The sequence below is a fragment of the Enterobacter sp. CGMCC 5087 genome (assembly GCF_003144775.1).
Taxonomy (GTDB): Bacteria; Pseudomonadota; Gammaproteobacteria; order Enterobacterales; family Enterobacteriaceae; genus Enterobacter; species Enterobacter cloacae_M.
Genome location: NZ_QFXN01000243.1, coordinates 12,897 through 30,748, shown reverse-complemented (window position 1 = coordinate 30,748; position 17,852 = coordinate 12,897). Strand labels below are relative to the sequence as shown.

General features: G+C 57.8%; 17 protein-coding genes. 14 read left to right on the top strand and 3 right to left on the bottom strand.

The window, feature by feature from the left end:
* Positions 1-137 precede the first annotated feature (137 nt).
* The 3 genes from rpoH to livJ all read left to right on the top strand — a co-directional run bounded on the left by rpoH (position 138) and on the right by livJ (position 3,695).
* Positions 138-995 (top strand): RNA polymerase sigma factor RpoH, encoded by an 858-nt coding sequence (gene rpoH / locus DEO48_RS21610; RefSeq protein WP_033144392.1) that lies wholly within the window; start codon positions 138-140, stop codon positions 993-995.
* A 136-nt stretch (positions 996-1,131) separates the two neighbouring features.
* Positions 1,132-2,397: a 4-aminobutyrate--2-oxoglutarate transaminase gene (locus DEO48_RS21605; RefSeq protein ID WP_109846247.1), complete on the top strand. Its 1,266-nt coding sequence runs from the start codon at positions 1,132-1,134 to the stop codon at positions 2,395-2,397.
* A 197-nt stretch (positions 2,398-2,594) separates the two neighbouring features.
* On the top strand, positions 2,595-3,695 hold the full coding sequence (gene livJ / locus DEO48_RS21600) for a branched chain amino acid ABC transporter substrate-binding protein LivJ (RefSeq protein WP_146198314.1): 1,101 nt from the start codon (positions 2,595-2,597) through the stop codon (positions 3,693-3,695).
* Between the two features lie 90 nt (positions 3,696-3,785).
* Here the strand turns inward: livJ and panM are convergent, their stop codons facing one another.
* On the bottom strand, positions 3,786-4,175 hold the full coding sequence (panM, locus tag DEO48_RS21595; RefSeq protein ID WP_023310021.1) for an aspartate 1-decarboxylase autocleavage activator PanM: 390 nt from the start codon (positions 4,173-4,175) through the stop codon (positions 3,786-3,788).
* Positions 4,176-4,599: 424 nt separating this feature from the next.
* Between panM and livK the strand changes: the two genes are divergently transcribed.
* The 10 genes from livK (at position 4,600) to ugpQ (ending at position 14,856) form a co-directional block, all read left to right on the top strand.
* Positions 4,600-5,709 carry a high-affinity branched-chain amino acid ABC transporter substrate-binding protein LivK gene (livK, locus tag DEO48_RS21590; RefSeq protein WP_087823779.1) on the top strand — a complete coding sequence of 370 codons (1,110 nt, stop codon included), beginning with the start codon at positions 4,600-4,602 and terminating at the stop codon, positions 5,707-5,709.
* 46 nt (positions 5,710-5,755) lie between these two features.
* Positions 5,756-6,682, top strand: coding sequence for a high-affinity branched-chain amino acid ABC transporter permease LivH (gene livH, locus DEO48_RS21585; protein ID WP_008500099.1), 927 nt, complete (start codon positions 5,756-5,758; stop codon positions 6,680-6,682).
* Entirely contained in the window at positions 6,679-7,956 is a 1,278-nt protein-coding gene (livM, locus tag DEO48_RS21580) for a branched chain amino acid ABC transporter permease LivM (RefSeq protein WP_023310023.1), read from the top strand. Before livH ends, livM begins: the two co-directional genes overlap by 4 nt.
* The gene (gene livG, locus DEO48_RS21575) at positions 7,953-8,720 is read left to right on the top strand and encodes a high-affinity branched-chain amino acid ABC transporter ATP-binding protein LivG (RefSeq protein WP_023310024.1); all 768 of its coding nucleotides are present in this window, start codon (positions 7,953-7,955) and stop codon (positions 8,718-8,720) included. Before livM ends, livG begins: the two co-directional genes overlap by 4 nt.
* Position 8,721: 1 nt before the next feature.
* Positions 8,722-9,435, top strand: a complete 714-nt coding sequence (gene livF, locus DEO48_RS21570) for a high-affinity branched-chain amino acid ABC transporter ATP-binding protein LivF (RefSeq protein ID WP_008500102.1) — start codon at positions 8,722-8,724, stop codon at positions 9,433-9,435.
* A gap of 439 nt (positions 9,436-9,874) precedes the next feature.
* Complete coding sequence (ugpB, locus tag DEO48_RS21565) at positions 9,875-11,191, top strand: sn-glycerol-3-phosphate ABC transporter substrate-binding protein UgpB (protein WP_023310025.1); 1,317 nt, start codon at positions 9,875-9,877, stop codon at positions 11,189-11,191.
* Positions 11,192-11,311: 120 nt separating this feature from the next.
* The gene (gene ugpA / locus DEO48_RS21560) at positions 11,312-12,199 is read left to right on the top strand and encodes a sn-glycerol-3-phosphate ABC transporter permease UgpA (protein ID WP_109846245.1); all 888 of its coding nucleotides are present in this window, start codon (positions 11,312-11,314) and stop codon (positions 12,197-12,199) included.
* The gene (gene ugpE / locus DEO48_RS21555) at positions 12,196-13,041 is read left to right on the top strand and encodes a sn-glycerol-3-phosphate ABC transporter permease UgpE (RefSeq protein ID WP_109846244.1); all 846 of its coding nucleotides are present in this window, start codon (positions 12,196-12,198) and stop codon (positions 13,039-13,041) included. The genes ugpA and ugpE overlap by 4 nt, the downstream gene beginning before the upstream one ends.
* A gap of 1 nt (position 13,042) precedes the next feature.
* Positions 13,043-14,113 (top strand): sn-glycerol-3-phosphate import ATP-binding protein UgpC, encoded by a 1,071-nt coding sequence (locus DEO48_RS21550; RefSeq protein ID WP_063440725.1) that lies wholly within the window; start codon positions 13,043-13,045, stop codon positions 14,111-14,113.
* Positions 14,110-14,856: a glycerophosphodiester phosphodiesterase gene (gene ugpQ, locus DEO48_RS21545; protein ID WP_109846243.1), complete on the top strand. Its 747-nt coding sequence runs from the start codon at positions 14,110-14,112 to the stop codon at positions 14,854-14,856. The genes DEO48_RS21550 and ugpQ overlap by 4 nt, the downstream gene beginning before the upstream one ends.
* On the opposite strand, the gene DEO48_RS21540 is transcribed toward ugpQ, so the two are convergent.
* Positions 14,840-15,217, bottom strand: a complete 378-nt coding sequence (locus DEO48_RS21540; protein ID WP_033144399.1) for a DUF2756 family protein — start codon at positions 15,215-15,217, stop codon at positions 14,840-14,842. The two genes, ugpQ and DEO48_RS21540, sit on opposite strands and share 17 nt — an antisense overlap.
* A gap of 123 nt (positions 15,218-15,340) precedes the next feature.
* Here DEO48_RS21540 and ggt point away from each other — a divergent pair, with 123 nt between their 5' ends.
* Positions 15,341-17,086: a gamma-glutamyltransferase gene (ggt, locus tag DEO48_RS21535; protein WP_181367039.1), complete on the top strand. Its 1,746-nt coding sequence runs from the start codon at positions 15,341-15,343 to the stop codon at positions 17,084-17,086.
* Between the two features lie 88 nt (positions 17,087-17,174).
* Here ggt and yhhY read toward each other — a convergent pair whose 3' ends face one another.
* Positions 17,175-17,663: an N-acetyltransferase gene (yhhY, locus tag DEO48_RS21530; RefSeq protein ID WP_032664702.1), complete on the bottom strand. Its 489-nt coding sequence runs from the start codon at positions 17,661-17,663 to the stop codon at positions 17,175-17,177.
* Positions 17,664-17,852 lie beyond the last annotated feature (189 nt).

The following is a 17,852-nucleotide window of genomic DNA, read 5'->3' as shown; positions in this document are numbered from 1 at the left end:
CACCGTTGCACCTGGAACTTGTGGATAAAATCACTGTCTGATAAAAGAGTGAATGCTAATCTCGTTGCTCAAACGCTTTGGCATGGTTGTTGCCTGACGGGGACGACCAGGACCAGAAGAAACATTGAGAGGAATGAATGACCAAAGAAATGCAAACTTTAGCTTTAGCCCCTGTTGGTAACCTGGAATCTTATATCCGGGCTGCGAACACCTGGCCGATGTTAACGGCCGAGGAAGAAAAGGAGCTTGCTGAAAAGCTGCATTACCAGGGCGATCTGGAAGCAGCGAAAAAGCTGATCCTGTCTCACCTGCGCTTTGTTGTTCACATTGCTCGTAACTATGCGGGCTATGGCCTGCCGCAGGCGGACTTGATTCAGGAAGGTAACATCGGCCTGATGAAGGCTGTGCGTCGCTTTAACCCGGAAGTGGGTGTGCGACTCGTCTCCTTCGCTGTGCACTGGATCAAAGCAGAAATTCATGAATACGTGCTGCGCAACTGGCGTATCGTGAAGGTCGCCACGACAAAAGCGCAACGCAAACTGTTCTTCAACCTGCGTAAAGCCAAGCAGCGTCTGGGCTGGTTCAACCAGGATGAAGTGGAAATGGTGGCGCGCGAGCTGGGCGTATCCAGCAAAGACGTGCGTGAGATGGAATCCCGTATGGCCGCGCAGGACATGACCTTTGATATGTCCTCCGACGACGACGCATCTGACAGCCAGCCGATGGCGCCGGTTCTGTATCTGCAGGATAAAACCTCTAACTTTGCTGATGGCATCGAAGAGGATAACTGGGAAGATCAGGCCGCGAACAAGCTGACCCATGCGATGGAAGGCCTCGACGAACGTAGCCAGGATATTATTCGCGCCCGCTGGCTGGACGAAGACAACAAGTCCACGCTGCAGGAGCTGGCCGACCGCTACGGCGTTTCTGCGGAACGTGTCCGTCAGCTTGAAAAGAACGCCATGAAAAAACTTCGCGCCGCTATCGAAGCGTAATTTTCGCGAAGTACACCGAGAACCCCTGGATGAAAGTCTGGGGGTTTTGTTTTTTTAGCGCCCGCTCTGGCGAATTCCCTCCCCCTGGCAAACACTTACTGATGCGCTAAGCAGGCGACTTTCTCAGGGGGACAGGGTGAAAAATAACGAACTGAACGACCGGCGTTTACAGGCGACGCCGCGCGGCATCGGCGTAATGTGTAACTTCTATGCTGATAAAGCTGAAAACGCCACGGTGTGGGACGTGGAAGGCAACGAGTACATCGACTTCGCCGCCGGGATCGCGGTGCTGAATACCGGCCATCGCCATCCAAAAGTCATTTCCGCTATTGAAAAACAGCTCCACGCGTTTACCCATACTGCGTACCAGATTGTGCCGTACGAAGGCTATGTGGCGCTTGCCGAGCGCATCAACCAGCGCGTGCCCGTTGACGGTCCGGCCAAAACCGCGTTCTTCTCCACGGGGGCAGAGGCGGTCGAAAACGCGGTCAAAATTGCCCGGACGTACACCAAACGTCCTGGCCTTATCACCTTTGGCGGCGCGTTCCACGGCCGCACTTTTATGACCATGGCGCTGACCGGCAAAGTTGCGCCGTACAAGATCGGCTTTGGCCCGTTCCCCGGTTCGGTGTATCACGCGCAGTATCCGAATGAACTGCACGGCGTCAGCACGGCGGAAGCGTTGAAAAGCCTGGAACGTATCTTTAAAGCGGATATCGCACCCGACCAGGTCGCGGCCATTATTCTCGAACCGGTTCAGGGAGAGGGCGGTTTCAACATTGCGCCAGCTGATTTTATGCAGGCGCTGCGCGCCCTGTGCGACACCCACGGTATTTTGCTGATTGCCGACGAGGTGCAAAGCGGCTTTGCCCGTACCGGCAAGCTGTTCTCGATGGAACACCACTGCGTTAAGCCCGATCTGATCACCATGGCGAAAAGCCTGGCAGGAGGGATGCCGCTTTCGGCGGTTTCAGGCCGTGCGGAGGTGATGGACGCACCCGCGCCTGGTGGGCTGGGCGGTACCTACGCCGGAAACCCGCTGGCGATTGCGGCGGCACATGCCGTGCTCGACGTGATTGATGAAGAGGATCTCTGCACGCGCTCGGCGCATCTTGGCCACCACCTGGTGGAAGTGCTGAATAAGGCGAAGGAACGTTGCCCGTATATCGCTGACATTCGCGCGCAGGGCTCGATGGTGGCGGTGGAGTTTAACGACCCGCAAACGGGTCAGCCTTCGCCGGAGTTTACCCGCCTGGTGCAGGAGCGCGCGTTGCAGGAAGGGCTCCTGCTGCTGAGCTGCGGCGTCTACGGCAACGTCATTCGTTTCCTCTATCCGCTGACTATTCCTGAAGCGCAATTCCGTAAAGCGCTGGACATTATCTCCGCGTCGCTGACACGTTAAAGCCATATGCCCGGCGAAAATCCCTGCCGGGCTTATCATATATTCATTTCAAATTAGCTATTCCAAAATCATAAAAATCGGGTATGTTTTAGCAGAGTATGCTGAAAAAGCGCGGACAGCACACCTATAACTGACATAAAGCGCTGAACAACAACATCACAACAATCGTAATAACCATAATAATGGGGAATCTCAGGATGAACATGAAGGGTAAAGCGTTACTGGCAGGATGTATCGCGTTGGCATTCAGCACCATGGCACAGGCAGACATCAAGGTGGCTGTTGTTGGCGCAATGTCCGGTCCGGTAGCACAGTACGGCGACCAGGAATTTACCGGCGCTGAGCAGGCGGTTGCAGACATTAATGCTAAGGGCGGTATCAAAGGCGAAAAACTGCAGATCGTAAAATATGATGATGCCTGTGACCCGAAACAAGCGGTCGCGGTCGCGAACAAAGTGGTGAACGACGGGATCAAATACGTAATTGGTCACCTGTGCTCTTCCTCTACTCAGCCAGCGTCTGACATCTACGAAGACGAAGGTATTCTGATGATCACCCCGGCAGCGACCGCACCAGAGCTCACCGCGCGCGGCTACAAGCTGACCCTGCGCACTACCGGCCTGGACTCTGACCAGGGGCCAACCGCGGCGAAATACATCGTTGAAAAAGTGAAGCCGAAGCGCATTGCCATCGTTCATGACAAGCAGCAGTACGGTGAAGGTCTGGCGCGTTCAGTGCAGGATAACCTCAAGAAAGCGAATGCCGACGTGGTGTTCTTCGACGGGATCACCGCCGGTGAGAAAGACTTCTCTACCCTGGTGGCGCGTCTGAAGAAAGAGAATATTGATTTCGTTTACTACGGTGGCTACCACCCGGAAATGGGCCAGATCCTGCGCCAGGCGCGCGCTGCGGGCCTGAAAACCCAGTTTATGGGCCCGGAAGGCGTGGCGAACGTTTCCCTGTCTAACATTGCGGGTGAATCAGCCGAAGGCCTGCTGGTGACCAAACCGAAGAACTACGACCAGGTCCCTGCGAACAAACCTATCGTAGATGCCATCAAGGCGAAGAAACAGGATCCAAGCGGCGCGTTCGTCTGGACCACCTACGCGGCGCTGCAGTCCCTGCAGGCGGGCCTGAACCAGTCGGCCGATCCGGCTGAGATTGCCACCTGGCTGAAAGCGAACACTGTCGACACCGTCATGGGGCCGCTGTCCTGGGACGCGAAGGGCGACCTGAAGGGCTTCGAGTTCGGCGTGTTTGACTGGCATGCGAACGGCACGGCGACAGACGCCAAATAAAAGCAAAAAGGCAACGTAAGTTGCCTTTTTTAATGTTTTCTCCCTCTCCCCGTGGGAGAGGGCCGGGGTGAGGGCATCAGGCAGCACAAATCAGCCCTGGCGCTTCTCCCACCCGCTCTCCTGCGCCGTAAACCCTAACGCCTGCATAAACGCCGCCATCACGCCGCGGTCTTCCACGCCCACGTCAGCCATCCACCATGAGGTCACGCTCGGGTTTTCGCGGATCACTTCTTCAATTAAATACTGTCCCACACCGCGACGACGGGTGACATCACGCACGCGCAGCGAGTCCAGCGCCCCTTCTGTACCGCTCAGGGTTACGCGAACCGCAGCCAGCAGGCGTTCGTTAAAACGCGCGGCATAAATGCGGTGGGTCTCATCAACGCGTAGAGACGAAGGGGAATATTCCGGCCAGATCTTGCCCAGGTCGATATGATCCTGGTCGCTAAAGGTCACCAGACGCACGATAGTCAGTTTCATTAGCCACTTGTCCAAATCAGATTGAGTAGGGGCAGTGTACTCAATTTATTCACCCAGCGGCTTCCTCTTTTTATTCTCATTAACCAGGTGATTAGTTTTTTGGCAACGCGATGGGCAGTTTGAAAACACATGGATCGAAAAATAAGCAGAATTTTAACCTGAACGGTAGTGATTTATTCGGCGCTTTGTACCGTTATTTTATGCTGCAAACTGCACTTTTATTTGTTTATCTCTGCCTGATTTCAGAATATTATCTTTGCTTAATCGCCTGAAAAATAGAGATTTTAGTCTGGTTTTTGACAAAAAACTGCGCTAAACCATTAAAGGCACTGGTAAAAATAGCGTTGTTCATTAAAAGTACAGAATGCTTTTTAACCATAATAAAACAAAATATAAACACGACATCACGAATGGGGATTCAGAGATGAAAAGGAACGCGAAGACGTTAATCGCGGGGATGGTCGCACTGTCGATCTCGCATGCCGCTATGGCAGACGACATTAAGGTTGCGGTAGTGGGGGCGATGTCCGGCCCTGTTGCCCAGTGGGGTGACATGGAGTTCAACGGCGCGCGCCAGGCCATCAAAGACATCAACGCTAAGGGCGGCATCAAAGGCGACAAGCTGGTGGGCGTGGAATATGACGACGCCTGCGATCCTAAACAGGCCGTCGCGGTCGCCAACAAAATCGTCAACGACGGTATCCAGTATGTGATCGGCCACCTGTGCTCATCCTCCACGCAGCCTGCGTCTGATATCTACGAAGACGAAGGCATACTGATGATCACCCCAGGCGCAACGAACCCGGAGCTGACCCAGCGCGGCTATCAGCACATCATGCGTACCGCCGGTCTGGACTCCTCGCAGGGCCCCACCGCTGCCAAATACATCCTCGAGACCGTTAAGCCACAGCGCATTGCCATTATTCATGACAAACAGCAGTACGGCGAAGGCCTGGCGCGCTCCGTGCAGGACGGCCTGAAAAAAGGCGGCGCAAACATCGTCTTCTTCGACGGCATTACCGCCGGTGAGAAAGACTTCTCTGCGCTGATTGCCCGTCTGCAAAAAGAGAATATCGACTTCGTTTACTACGGCGGCTATTACCCGGAGATGGGGCAGATGCTGCGTCAGGCGCGCGCCACCGGTCTGAAAACCCAGTTTATGGGGCCAGAGGGCGTGGGCAATGCCTCCCTGTCAAACATCGCGGGGGATTCTGCCGAAGGCATGCTGGTGACGATGCCAAAACGCTATGACCAGGATCCGGCCAACAAGGCTATCGTGGATGCGCTCAAGGCGCAGAAGAAAGATCCGAGTGGTCCGTACGTCTGGATCACCTACGCGGCCGTACAGTCTCTGGCCACCGCGCTGGATCGCTCCGGCAGCAAAGAACCGCTGGAACTGGTGAAAGATTTAAAAGCACACGGGGCGAACACCGTGATTGGGCCGCTGAACTGGGATGAGAAAGGCGATCTGAAGGGATTTGAGTTTGGTGTCTTTAAGTGGCACGCCGATGGTTCATCCTCGGCCGCCAAATAATTATCCCACCGCCCGGCATGACGGGCGGGTATAAAAAGGTTTGCATATGTCCGAGCAGTTTCTCTATTTCCTGCAGCAGATGTTTAACGGCGTTACGCTGGGAAGCACCTACGCGCTGATCGCCATCGGCTATACGATGGTTTACGGCATTATCGGCATGATCAACTTCGCCCACGGCGAGGTATACATGATCGGTAGCTACGTCTCCTTTATGATTATCGCCGCCCTGATGATGATGGGCATCGACAGCAGCTGGCTGCTGGTCGCCGCCGGGTTTGTCGGCGCGATCGTGATAGCCAGCGCCTACGGCTGGAGCATTGAGCGCGTGGCCTACCGGCCGGTGCGCAGCTCCAAGCGTCTGATTGCGCTGATTTCCGCGATCGGGATGTCGATCTTCCTGCAAAACTACGTCAGCCTTACCGAAGGTTCGCGCGACGTGGCGCTGCCAAGCCTGTTTAACGGCCAGTGGATCGTGGGGGCCAGCGAAAACTTCGCGGCCTCTATCACCACCATGCAGCTGGTTATCTGGGTGGTGACATTTATTGCGATGCTCGCCCTGACGCTGTTCATCCGCTACTCGCGTATGGGACGCGCCTGCCGCGCCTGCGCGGAAGACCTGAAGATGGCGAGCCTGCTCGGCATCAACACCGACCGCGTGATTGCCCTGACCTTCGTGATTGGCGCCGCGATGGCGGCGGTGGCGGGTGTCCTGCTCGGCCAGTTCTACGGCGTGATCAACCCGTACATCGGCTTCATGGCCGGGATGAAAGCCTTCACCGCGGCGGTTCTGGGCGGTATCGGCAGTATTCCGGGCGCGATGATTGGTGGCCTGATCCTGGGCGTGGCGGAAGCGCTCTCCTCGGCGTACCTGAGCACGGAATATAAAGACGTGGTGTCGTTTGCCCTGCTGATTCTGGTTCTGCTGGTGATGCCTACCGGTATTCTGGGCCGTCCGGAGGTAGAGAAAGTATGAAACCGATGCATTTTGCAATGGCGCTGCTCTCTGCCGCCATGTTCTTCGTGCTGGCCAGCGTCTTTATGGGCGTCCAGCTTGAGCTGAATGGCACCAAACTGGTTGTCGATACCGCAGCTGACATTCGCTGGCAGTGGGTATTTATCGGTACGGCCGTGGTGTTCCTGTTCCAGCTGCTGCGTCCGCTGTTCCAGAAGACGCTGAAAAACGTCTCCGGGCCGAAATTCGTTCTGCCGGCAATCGACGGTTCTACGGTTAAGCAGAAGCTGTTCCTCGTGGCGCTGCTGGTGGCCGCCGTGGCGTGGCCGTTTGTGGTGTCTCGCGGCACCGTGGATATCGCCACTCTGACCATGATCTACGTGATTCTCGGCCTCGGTCTGAACGTGGTCGTGGGGCTCTCGGGCCTGCTGGTGCTGGGTTACGGCGGCTTCTATGCCATCGGCGCTTATACCTTCGCGCTGCTGAACCACTATTACGGTCTCGGCTTCTGGACCTGCCTGCCGCTGGCGGGGCTGGTCTCCGCCGCAGCCGGTTTCCTGCTTGGCTTCCCGGTGCTGCGCCTGCGCGGTGACTACCTGGCGATTGTGACCTTAGGCTTCGGTGAAATCGTCCGTATCCTGCTGCTGAACAACACCGAAGTGACCGGCGGCCCGAACGGCATCAGCCAGATCCCGAAACCGACCTTCTTCGGTCTGGAGTTCAGTCGTACCGCCCGCGAAGGCGGCTGGGATACCTTCAGTAACTTCTTCGGCGTGAAGTATGACCCGTCCGACCGCGTGATCTGGCTCTATCTGGTGGCGCTGCTGCTGGTGGTGATCACCCTGTTCGTGATTAACCGCCTGCTGCGCATGCCGCTGGGCCGCGCGTGGGAAGCGCTGCGTGAAGATGAGATCGCCTGCCGCTCCCTGGGCCTGAACCCGACCCGCATCAAGCTGACCGCGTTCACCATCAGCGCCGCGTTTGCTGGTTTCGCCGGAACGCTGTTTGCCGCGCGTCAGGGCTTCGTTAGCCCGGAATCGTTCACCTTCGCCGAATCCGCCTTTGTGCTGGCAATTGTGGTGCTCGGCGGGATGGGCTCGCAGTTTGCCGTTATCCTCGCGGCCATCCTGCTGGTGGTCTCGCGCGAGCTGATGCGCGACTTTAACGAATACAGCATGCTGATGCTGGGTGGTTTGATGGTGCTGATGATGATCTGGCGTCCGCAGGGTCTGCTGCCGATGACCCGTCCACAGCTGAAGCTGAAGAACGGGCAAGCGAAAGGAGAGCAGGCATGAGTCAGCCATTATTATCCGTTAACGGCCTGATGATGCGTTTTGGCGGCCTGCTGGCGGTCAACAACGTGAATCTGGATCTGCACAAGAAAGAGATTGTCTCGCTGATTGGTCCGAACGGCGCGGGGAAAACCACGGTCTTTAACTGCCTGACCGGCTTCTACAAGCCAACGGGCGGCACCATCATGCTGCGCGATCAGCACCTGGAAGGGCTGCCGGGCCAGCAGATTGCCCGCATGGGCGTGGTGCGTACCTTCCAGCACGTGCGTCTGTTCCGCGAGATGACGGTGATTGAGAACCTGCTGGTGGCACAGCATCAGCAGCTGAAAACCGGGCTGTTCTCCGGCCTGCTGAAAACCCCGGCCTTCCGCCGCGCGCAGGATGAAGCGCTTGACCGCGCCGCCACCTGGCTCGACCGAATTGGCCTGCTGCAGCACGCCAACCGTCAGGCGAGCAACCTGGCCTACGGTGACCAGCGTCGCCTGGAAATCGTGCGCTGCATGGTGACGCAGCCGGAAATCCTGATGCTCGACGAACCGGCGGCAGGGCTCAACCCGAAAGAGACCAAAGAGCTGGACGAACTGATTGCCGAGCTGCGCGACAGTCACGACACCACCATTCTGCTGATTGAGCACGACATGAAGCTGGTGATGGGCATTTCGGACCGTATCTACGTGGTAAACCAGGGCACGCCGCTGGCAAACGGCACGCCGGAAGAGATCCGCAACAACCCGGACGTGATCCGCGCATACCTTGGTGAGGCATAAGATGGAAAAAGCGATGTTAACGTTCGACAAGGTCAACGCGCACTACGGCAAGATCCAGGCGCTGCACGACGTCAGCCTGCATATCAATCAGGGTGAAATCGTGACCCTGATTGGCGCCAACGGCGCGGGCAAAACCACGCTGCTCGGCACCCTGTGCGGCGACCCGCGCGCCACCAGCGGGCGGATTGTGTTCGATGGTAAAGACATTACCGACTGGCAGACTGCCAGAATCATGCGCGAGGCGGTGGCGATTGTTCCGGAAGGGCGCCGCGTCTTCTCCCGCATGACGGTGGAAGAGAACCTGGCGATGGGCGGTTTCTTCGCTCACCGCGATGAATACCAGACCCGCATCAAGTGGGTGTATGAACTCTTCCCGCGCCTGTGGGAGCGCCGCATCCAGCGTGCGGGCACCATGTCCGGCGGTGAGCAGCAGATGCTGGCGATTGGCCGCGCGCTGATGAGCCAGCCGCGCCTGCTGTTGCTGGATGAGCCGTCGCTCGGTCTGGCGCCGATCATCATCCAGCAGATTTTCGACACCATTGAGCAGCTGCGCAAAGAGGGGATGACCATTTTCCTCGTCGAGCAGAACGCCAACCAGGCGCTGAAGCTCGCCGACCGTGGCTACGTGCTGGAGAACGGTCGCGTGGTGCTGGAGGATACCGGCGACGCGCTGCTGGCGAACGAGGCGGTGCGGAGCGCGTATCTGGGCGGATAGGTAAAAGCAAAAAGGCAACGCAAGTTGCCTTTTTTAGTGTTTGCTCCCTCTCCCCGTGGGAGAGGGCCGGGGTGAGGGCACCAGACCGCACGAGGTAAAAGCAAAAAGGCAACGCAAGTTGCCTTTTTTAGTGTTTGCTCCCTCTCCCCGTGGGAGAGGGTCGGGGTGAGGGCACCAGACCGCACGAGATAAAAGCAAAAAGGCAAGGCAAGTTGCCTTTTTTAGTGTTTGCTCCCTCTCCCTGTGGGAGAGGGCTGGGGTGAGGGCACCAGACCGCACCTAACCCCCATCCCCCTTCACACAACCATCATCCCCCTGACGCCTGGCTGTCACTTATCTGTAAACAAACAGTTATTTTTCTGTAATTCGAGCATGTCATGTTACCTCGCGAGCATAAAACGCGTGATATCGCGCATCCGGCACAATAAGAGAGATGACAATGACATCGTTACGACACACAGCTTTGGGTCTGGCACTGGGTCTGGCTTTTGCGACGAACGCAATGGCTGTGACCACCATTCCGTTCTGGCATTCCATGGAAGGGGAGTTGGGTAAAGAAGTTGACTCCCTGGCGCAGCGTTTCAACGACACCCATCCGGATTACAAAATTGTGCCGGTGTACAAAGGTAACTACGAGCAGAGCCTGAGCGCGGGCATCGCCGCCTTCCGTACGGGCAACGCGCCGGCGCTGTTGCAGGTTTATGAAGTGGGTACCGCCACCATGATGGCCTCCAAAGCCATCAAGCCGGTCTATGAAGTATTCAAAGAAGCGGGCATCAACTTCGACGAGTCGCAGTTCGTGCCGACCGTAGCGGGTTACTACACCGATTCCAAAACCGGCCACCTGCTGTCCCAGCCGTTTAACAGCTCCACGCCGGTGCTGTACTACAACAAAGACGCCTTCAAAAAAGCCGGTTTAGACCCGGAGCAGCCGCCAAAAACCTGGCAGGACCTGGCGGAGTACACCGCGAAGCTGAAAGCGGCGGGGATGAAGTGCGGCTACGCCAGCGGCTGGCAGGGCTGGATCCAGATTGAAAACTTCAGCGCCTGGCACGGCCTGCCGGTTGCGACCAAAAACAACGGCTTCGACGGCACCGACGCGGTACTGGAGTTCAACAAGCCGGAGCAGGTGAAGCACATCGCGCTGCTGGCCGATCTGAACAAGAAGGGCGACTTCAGCTACTTCGGGCGTAAAGACGAATCCACCGAGAAGTTCTACAACGGCGACTGCGCCATTACCACCGCCTCGTCCGGCTCGCTGGCGGATATCCGTCACTACGCCAAATTCAACTACGGCGTGGGCATGATGCCGTATGACGCTGACGTGAAGGGCGCGCCGCAGAACGCCATAATCGGCGGAGCGAGCCTGTGGGTGATGCAGGGTAAAGACAAGGGCACCTACAAAGGGGTGGCCGAGTTCCTCGACTTCCTGGCGAAGCCTGAAAACGCTGCCGAATGGCACCAGAAGACCGGCTACCTGCCGATCACCAAAGCCGCGTACGACCTGACCCGCGAGCAGGGCTTCTACAGCAAGAACCCGGGCGCGGACATTGCGACGCGTCAGATGCTGAACAAGCCGCCGTTGCCGTTCACCAAAGGCCTGCGTCTGGGCAACATGCCGCAGATCCGCACCATCGTGGATGAAGAGCTGGAAAGCGTGTGGACCGGTAAGAAAACGCCACAGCAGGCGCTGGACTCTGCGGTAGAGCGCGGGAATCAGCTGCTGCGCCGCTTTGAGCAGTCGACTAAATCGTAAAAAAATGCCCGGTGACGCGCAGCGTTCCGGGCTTACGGATTAATGCGGCCTGATGCCCTCACCCCAACCCTCTCCCACAGGGAGAGGGAGAAAACCGAAATCGCCAGGAACCAAATCTCAATGTCATCATCCCGTCCGGTGTTCCGTTCCCGCTGGCTTCCGTACCTGTTGGTCGCGCCGCAGCTGGTCATCACCGTTATCTTCTTTATCTGGCCTGCGGGCGAAGCGCTGTGGTACTCGGTACAAAGCGTCGACCCGTTCGGGCTTTCCAGCCAGTTTGTTGGTCTGGACAACTTTACCGCGCTGTTCCACGACAGCTACTACCTGGACTCCTTCTGGACGACGATGAAGTTCAGCGCGCTGGTGACCGTCAGCGGTCTGGTTGCCTCGCTGTTTTTCGCCGCGCTGGTGGACTACGTGGTGCGCGGCAGCCGTATTTATCAAACCCTGATGCTGCTGCCTTACGCCGTGGCTCCCGCCGTCGCCGCCGTGCTGTGGATCTTCCTGTTTAACCCCGGTCGCGGGTTGATTACCCACTTCCTGACAGAGTTCGGCTACGACTGGAACCACGCCCAGAACAGCGGTCAGGCGATGTTCCTGGTGGTGTTTGCCTCGGTGTGGAAGCAGATTAGCTACAACTTCCTGTTCTTCTTTGCCGCGCTGCAGTCCATTCCGCGCTCGCTGGTGGAAGCCGCGGCAATTGACGGCGCAGGGCCCATTCGTCGCTTCTTCAGGCTGTCGCTGCCGCTGATCGCCCCGGTGAGTTTCTTCCTGCTGGTGGTTAACCTCGTATACGCCTTCTTCGACACCTTCCCGGTGATCGACGCGGCGACCGCAGGCGGCCCGGTGCAGGCGACCACCACGCTGATTTACAAAATCTACCGCGAAGGCTTTGCGGGTCTGGATCTCTCTGCCTCTGCCGCGCAGTCCGTCGTGCTGATGTTCCTCGTCATCATCCTCACGGTGGTGCAGTTCCGCTATGTCGAAAGTAAGGTGCGCTACCAATGATTGAGAACCGTCGCGGGCTGACGATTTTCAGCCATACCATGCTGATTTTAGGGATTATCGTCATCCTCTTCCCGCTGTACGTGGCGTTTGTCGCCGCCACGCTGGACACCAAAGCGGTGTTCGACACGCCGATGACGCTGATCCCAGGCACACATCTTTTCGAGAACATGAAGACCATCTGGACCCAGGGCGTGGGCGCCAACAGCGCGCCGTTCTGGCTGATGATGCTCAACAGCTTCATCATGGCGTTTGGCATTACGGTCGGCAAAATTACGGTGTCGATACTTTCGGCCTTCGCCATCGTCTGGTTTCGCTTTCCGCTGCGCAATCTCTTCTTCTGGATGATCTTCATCACGCTGATGCTGCCGGTGGAGGTGCGTATCTTCCCGACGGTGGAGGTGATTGCCAACCTGAAGATGCTCGACAGCTACGCGGGCTTAACCCTGCCGCTGATGGCCTCGGCGACCGCCACCTTCCTGTTCCGCCAGTTCTTTATGACTCTGCCGGACGAGCTGATTGAAGCGGCGCGCATCGACGGTGCGTCGCCGATGCGCTTCTTCCGCGACATCGTGCTGCCGCTGTCGAAAACCAACCTCGCGGCGCTGTTTGTGATCACTTTTATCTACGGCTGGAACCAGTACCTGTGGCCGCTGCTGATTATTCAGGACGTCAACCTCGGCACCGCCGTGGCGGGCATCAAAGGCATGATCGCCACTGGCGAAGGCACCACCCTCTGGAACCAGGTGATGGCGGCGATGCTGCTCACCCTTATCCCACCCGTAGTCATTGTTTTAGCCATGCAGCGCGCGTTTGTCCGCGGCCTGGTCGATAGCGAGAAATAAGATGGCAGGTTTAAAACTTCAGGCAGTAACCAAAAGCTGGGATGGCAAAACTCAGGTGATTCAGCCGCTGACGCTCGACGTGGCGGACGGAGAATTCATCGTGATGGTCGGCCCGTCCGGCTGTGGCAAATCCACCCTGCTGCGCATGGTGGCGGGGCTGGAGCGCGTGACCTCCGGGGATATCTGGATTGACCGCCAGCGCGTCACCGAAATGGAGCCGAAAGACAGAGGCATTGCGATGGTGTTCCAGAACTACGCTCTCTATCCGCACATGAGCGTGGAAGAGAACATGGCCTGGGGGCTGAAAATCCGCGGGATGGGCAAAGGCCATATCGACGAGCGGGTGAAAGAGGCGGCGCGTATTCTCGAGCTGGACGGCCTGCTGAAGCGCCGCCCGCGCGAGCTCTCCGGCGGCCAGCGCCAGCGCGTGGCAATGGGGCGCGCCATCGTGCGCGATCCGGCGGTATTCCTCTTCGACGAGCCGCTGTCTAACCTCGACGCCAAGCTGCGCGTGCAGATGCGTCTTGAGCTGCAGCAGCTGCACCGTCGTCTGAAAACCACCTCTCTGTACGTCACCCACGATCAGGTCGAAGCCATGACCCTCGCCCAGCGCGTAATGGTGATGAACAAAGGCATCGCCGAGCAGATTGGCACGCCGGTGGAAGTGTACGAGAAACCGGCCACCCGCTTTGTGGCGAGCTTTATCGGCAGCCCGGCAATGAACCTGCTGGAAGGGCGTATCAGCAACACGGGCACGCATTTTGAGCTGGAAAGCGGGATGGCATTGCCGATCAACTGGTACTATCGTGGCTACGCCGGGCGTAAGATGACGCTCGGTATCCGCCCGGAACATATTGGTTTAACCTCTCAGGCGGACGGCGGCGTGCCGCTGGTGATGGACACGCTGGAGATGTTGGGTGCAGATAACCTGGCGCACGGGCGCTGGGGCGAACAAAAAATGGTGGTGCGCCTGGCGCATCAGGAGCGTCCGAAAGCAGGCAGCACGCTGTGGCTGCACCTGCCGGAAAACCATCTGCACCTGTTTGACGGTGAAACAGGACAACGAGTATGAGCAACTGGCCTTATCCCCACGTCGTCGCCCACCGGGGCGGCGGTAAGCTGGCGCCGGAGAACACCCTGGCGGCAATTGACGTCGGCGCGCGCTACGGTCACACGATGATCGAGTTCGACGCCAAGCTGTCGAAAGACGGCGAAATTTTCCTGCTGCATGACGATAATCTCGAACGCACCAGCAACGGCTGGGGCGTGGCAGGTGAACTGCCGTGGCGCGATCTGCTGAAGGTGGACGCAGGAAGCTGGTACAGCGGCGAATTCAAAGGCGAACCGCTGCCGCTGCTGGCGGAAGTGGCCGATCGCTGTCGCCAGCATGGCATGATGGCCAATATCGAAATCAAACCGACCACCGGCACCGGGCCGCTGACCGGCAAAGTGATTGCCCTGGCCGCACGCGAACTGTGGGAAGGGATGACCGCGCCGCTGCTCTCATCGTTTGAAGTTGACGCCCTGGAAGCGGCACAGGCGGCCGTGCCGGATCTGCCGCGCGGGCTTCTGCTTGACGAGTGGCGCGAGGACTGGCGCGAGCTGACGACACGCTTAGCGTGCGTTTCTATCCATCTCAACCACAGGCTGCTGGATGAGGCGCGGGTGAAGATGCTGAAGGACGCGGGTCTGCATATTCTGGTCTACACGGTTAACAAACCCCAGCGCGCAGCCGAACTGCTGCGCTGGGGCGTGGACAGCATCTGTACCGATGCAATCGACCTGATCGGCCCGGATTTTAGTTCTGCGGATTAAGCATACTGCCATTCGACTGCGGCGGCAGCATGTGCTGCTGTCCGCTGCCTGACGACGTCATTCCTCCTAGCATCCCGCCGTTTTTATTCGGCAGCGGCTGCTCGCGCACCTGCCCCTGCTGCACGCGCTGGGTGTTGGCGTTCATCTGATTTTGCAGGCTTTGCTGCTGCATCTGGGTCTGCGTTTTAAGCTGCTGATTAAGCATCCCTTTCTGCTGCTGTTGCTGGCTCATCATCTCGGTCTGCATACGCTGCTGGCTCGGGATGACATAACCCTGCTGGTTTGGGTTGTTCATGGTGTTAAGCGGCTGTGCGAGCGCGGCAAACGGGATCAGCGCCGTAAGGATCCATAAGCGTTTCATTGTCATTTCCTCCTTTTGAGGTCTCTCTTAAGTTTACCCCGATTTCACCATGACGATGATTTTTTAGGAGTTGTGAACCAGGCTTAAGCGGGGAATATGGATCCCTTCACCTGGAGAACAATAATGATGAAACCAACGTTTTTGCGCTGGGTCGCCATCGCCGCGCTGATGGCAGGCGGTACATTTAGCGTGGCGGCCAACCCGCCAGCGGCGCCTCCGGTCTCTTACGGCGTGGAGGAAGATGTTTTTCATCCCGTGCGGGCAACCCACGGGATGGTGGCATCCGTGGATGCACTGGCGACCCGCGTGGGCGTCGACATTCTCAGGCAGGGCGGTAACGCGGTGGATGCAGCGGTCGCCGTCGGCTATGCGCTGGCGGTAACGCATCCGCAGGCGGGGAACCTGGGCGGCGGCGGTTTTATGATGCTGCGCACCAAAGACGGTAAAACCACCGCTATCGATTTCCGAGAAATGGCGCCTTCTCAGGCGTCCCGCGATATGTTCCTCGACGATCAGGGTAACCCTGACAGCAAAAAATCCCTGACTTCGCACCTCGCCACCGGCACGCCGGGCACCGTTGCGGGCTTCTCGCTGGCGCTGGAAAAATACGGCACGATGCCGCTGAACAAGGTGGTTCAGCCTGCCATCAAGCTGGCGCGCGACGGCTTTGTGGTAAACGATGCGCTGGCGGACGACCTCAAGACCTACGGCAGCGAAGTCATTCCGAATCACGAAAACAGCAAGGCCATTTTCTGGAAAGACGGTGAGCCGCTGAAGAAGGGCGATAAGCTGGTGCAGAAGAACCTCGCCAAAAGCCTGGAGCTGATTGCGGAGCACGGTCCGGACGCCTTCTACAAAGGGGCAATTGCCGACCAGATTGCCGAAGAGATGCACAAGAACGGCGGGCTCATCACCAAAGCGGATCTGGCAGAATACAAGGCGGTGGAGCGCGAGCCGATTAGCGGCACCTATCGCGGATACGAGGTCTTCTCCATGCCGCCGCCGTCTTCCGGCGGGATCCACATCGTGCAGATCCTCAATATTCTCGAAAACTTCGATATGCACAAGTTCGGCTTCGGCAGCGCGGATGCCATGCAGGTGATGGCGGAAGCGGAAAAACGCGCTTACGCGGACCGTTCGGAATATCTCGGCGATCCGGACTTCGTGAAGGTGCCATGGCAGGCGCTGACCAACAAGGCGTATGCCAAATCTATTGCCGATCAGATCGACATCAACAAGGCTAAACCGTCGAGCGAGATCCGCCCCGGCAAGCTGGCGCCGTATGAAAGCAACCAGACCACACACTTCTCGGTGGTGGATAAAGACGGTAACGCGGTGGCGGTGACGTACACGCTCAACACCACCTTCGGCACCGGGATTGTGGCGGGCAACAGCGGTATTCTGCTGAACAACGAGATGGATGACTTCTCTGCCAAACCGGGCGTGCCGAACGTCTACGGGCTGGTGGGCGGTGATGCAAACGCCGTCGGGCCGAAGAAGCGTCCGCTATCGTCTATGTCGCCCACCATTGTCGTGAAAGACGGGAAAACCTGGCTGGTAACCGGCAGCCCTGGCGGGAGCCGTATTATCACCACCGTGCTGCAGATGGTGGTGAACAGCATCGACTTTGGGATGAACGTCGCCGAAGCGACCAACGCCCCGCGTTTCCATCACCAGTGGCTGCCGGACGAGCTGCGCGTGGAAAAGGGCTTTAGCCCGGACACCATCAAGCTGCTGGAACAGCGCGGGCAGAAGGTGGCGGTGAAGGAGGCGATGGGCAGCACCCAGAGCATTATGGTCGGGCCGGATGGGGCGCTGTTTGGCGCGTCGGATCCGCGGTCGGTGGATGATTTGTCGGCGGGGTATTGATGGTTTGCCGGGTAGCGGCTTCACCTTACCCGGCCTACGTTTTTCATTCCCTCTCCCGGTGGGAGAGGGTTAGGGTGAGGGCAACAAACTACTTCATTCGCGCCATGTAATACGCATCCACATACTCGCCGTTGCGCAGGGCATAGCGTTTGCCGGTGCCTTCAATTTCGAACCCGTGTTTTTTGTACACCGCAATCGCCGGTTCGTTATCGACAAATACCGTCAGCTCAATGCGGTCAACGCGCAGCCAGTTATCGCACATATCAATCATGGTGCGCATCAGCGCGCTGGCAACGCCCCGGTTTTGCCACTGCGCACCGACACAAATCCCAAAATCAGCCACATGGCTGCGGCGTGGGCGTTGCGCGACGGCGATGCACAGATGCCCGGCGACATGACCGTCTATACAGGCGACCAGTTGCTTAATGCCGGGCTGGTCGGTGAGTCGTTCTTGCCACATTTGCTCAGACGGATGAGGAACCTGTAGTGTGTTGTGGTACACCTCCGGCTGGGCGTGGATCTGACGAATGGCGTCATAATCTTTCGGTTCCGCATGGCGTATCACTATCTCACTCATTCCTTGTTCCTCAGTCAGTTAAACGTCCCTTCCAACATCAATGACTTTAAAATTTGAGTCAACCGCTATTTTTTGCAAAAAGTATTGGACAAGTGCGAATGAGAATGATTATTATTGCTCTGCATTCAGGAAGACCCCTACGGGAACCTGAAAGCACGACATTGCTCACATTGCTTCCAGTATTACTTT

Coding starts and splice junctions, on each gene's coding strand:
- livM (WP_023310023.1), top strand. CDS start 6,679: ATGAAACCGATGCATTTTGCAATGGCGCTGCTCTCTGCCGCCATGTTC.
- panM (WP_023310021.1), bottom strand. CDS start 4,175: ATGAAACTGACTATCGTGCGTCTGGTGACCTTTAGCGACCAGGATCAT.
- livH (WP_008500099.1), top strand. CDS start 5,756: ATGTCCGAGCAGTTTCTCTATTTCCTGCAGCAGATGTTTAACGGCGTT.
- ugpE (WP_109846244.1), top strand. CDS start 12,196: ATGATTGAGAACCGTCGCGGGCTGACGATTTTCAGCCATACCATGCTG.
- ugpQ (WP_109846243.1), top strand. CDS start 14,110: ATGAGCAACTGGCCTTATCCCCACGTCGTCGCCCACCGGGGCGGCGGT.
- livK (WP_087823779.1), top strand. CDS start 4,600: ATGAAAAGGAACGCGAAGACGTTAATCGCGGGGATGGTCGCACTGTCG.
- rpoH (WP_033144392.1), top strand. CDS start 138: ATGACCAAAGAAATGCAAACTTTAGCTTTAGCCCCTGTTGGTAACCTG.
- ggt (WP_181367039.1), top strand. CDS start 15,341: ATGATGAAACCAACGTTTTTGCGCTGGGTCGCCATCGCCGCGCTGATG.
- ugpB (WP_023310025.1), top strand. CDS start 9,875: ATGACATCGTTACGACACACAGCTTTGGGTCTGGCACTGGGTCTGGCT.
- DEO48_RS21550 (WP_063440725.1), top strand. CDS start 13,043: ATGGCAGGTTTAAAACTTCAGGCAGTAACCAAAAGCTGGGATGGCAAA.
- livJ (WP_146198314.1), top strand. CDS start 2,595: ATGAACATGAAGGGTAAAGCGTTACTGGCAGGATGTATCGCGTTGGCA.
- DEO48_RS21540 (WP_033144399.1), bottom strand. CDS start 15,217: ATGAAACGCTTATGGATCCTTACGGCGCTGATCCCGTTTGCCGCGCTC.
- ugpA (WP_109846245.1), top strand. CDS start 11,312: ATGTCATCATCCCGTCCGGTGTTCCGTTCCCGCTGGCTTCCGTACCTG.
- livF (WP_008500102.1), top strand. CDS start 8,722: ATGGAAAAAGCGATGTTAACGTTCGACAAGGTCAACGCGCACTACGGC.
- livG (WP_023310024.1), top strand. CDS start 7,953: ATGAGTCAGCCATTATTATCCGTTAACGGCCTGATGATGCGTTTTGGC.
- yhhY (WP_032664702.1), bottom strand. CDS start 17,663: ATGAGTGAGATAGTGATACGCCATGCGGAACCGAAAGATTATGACGCC.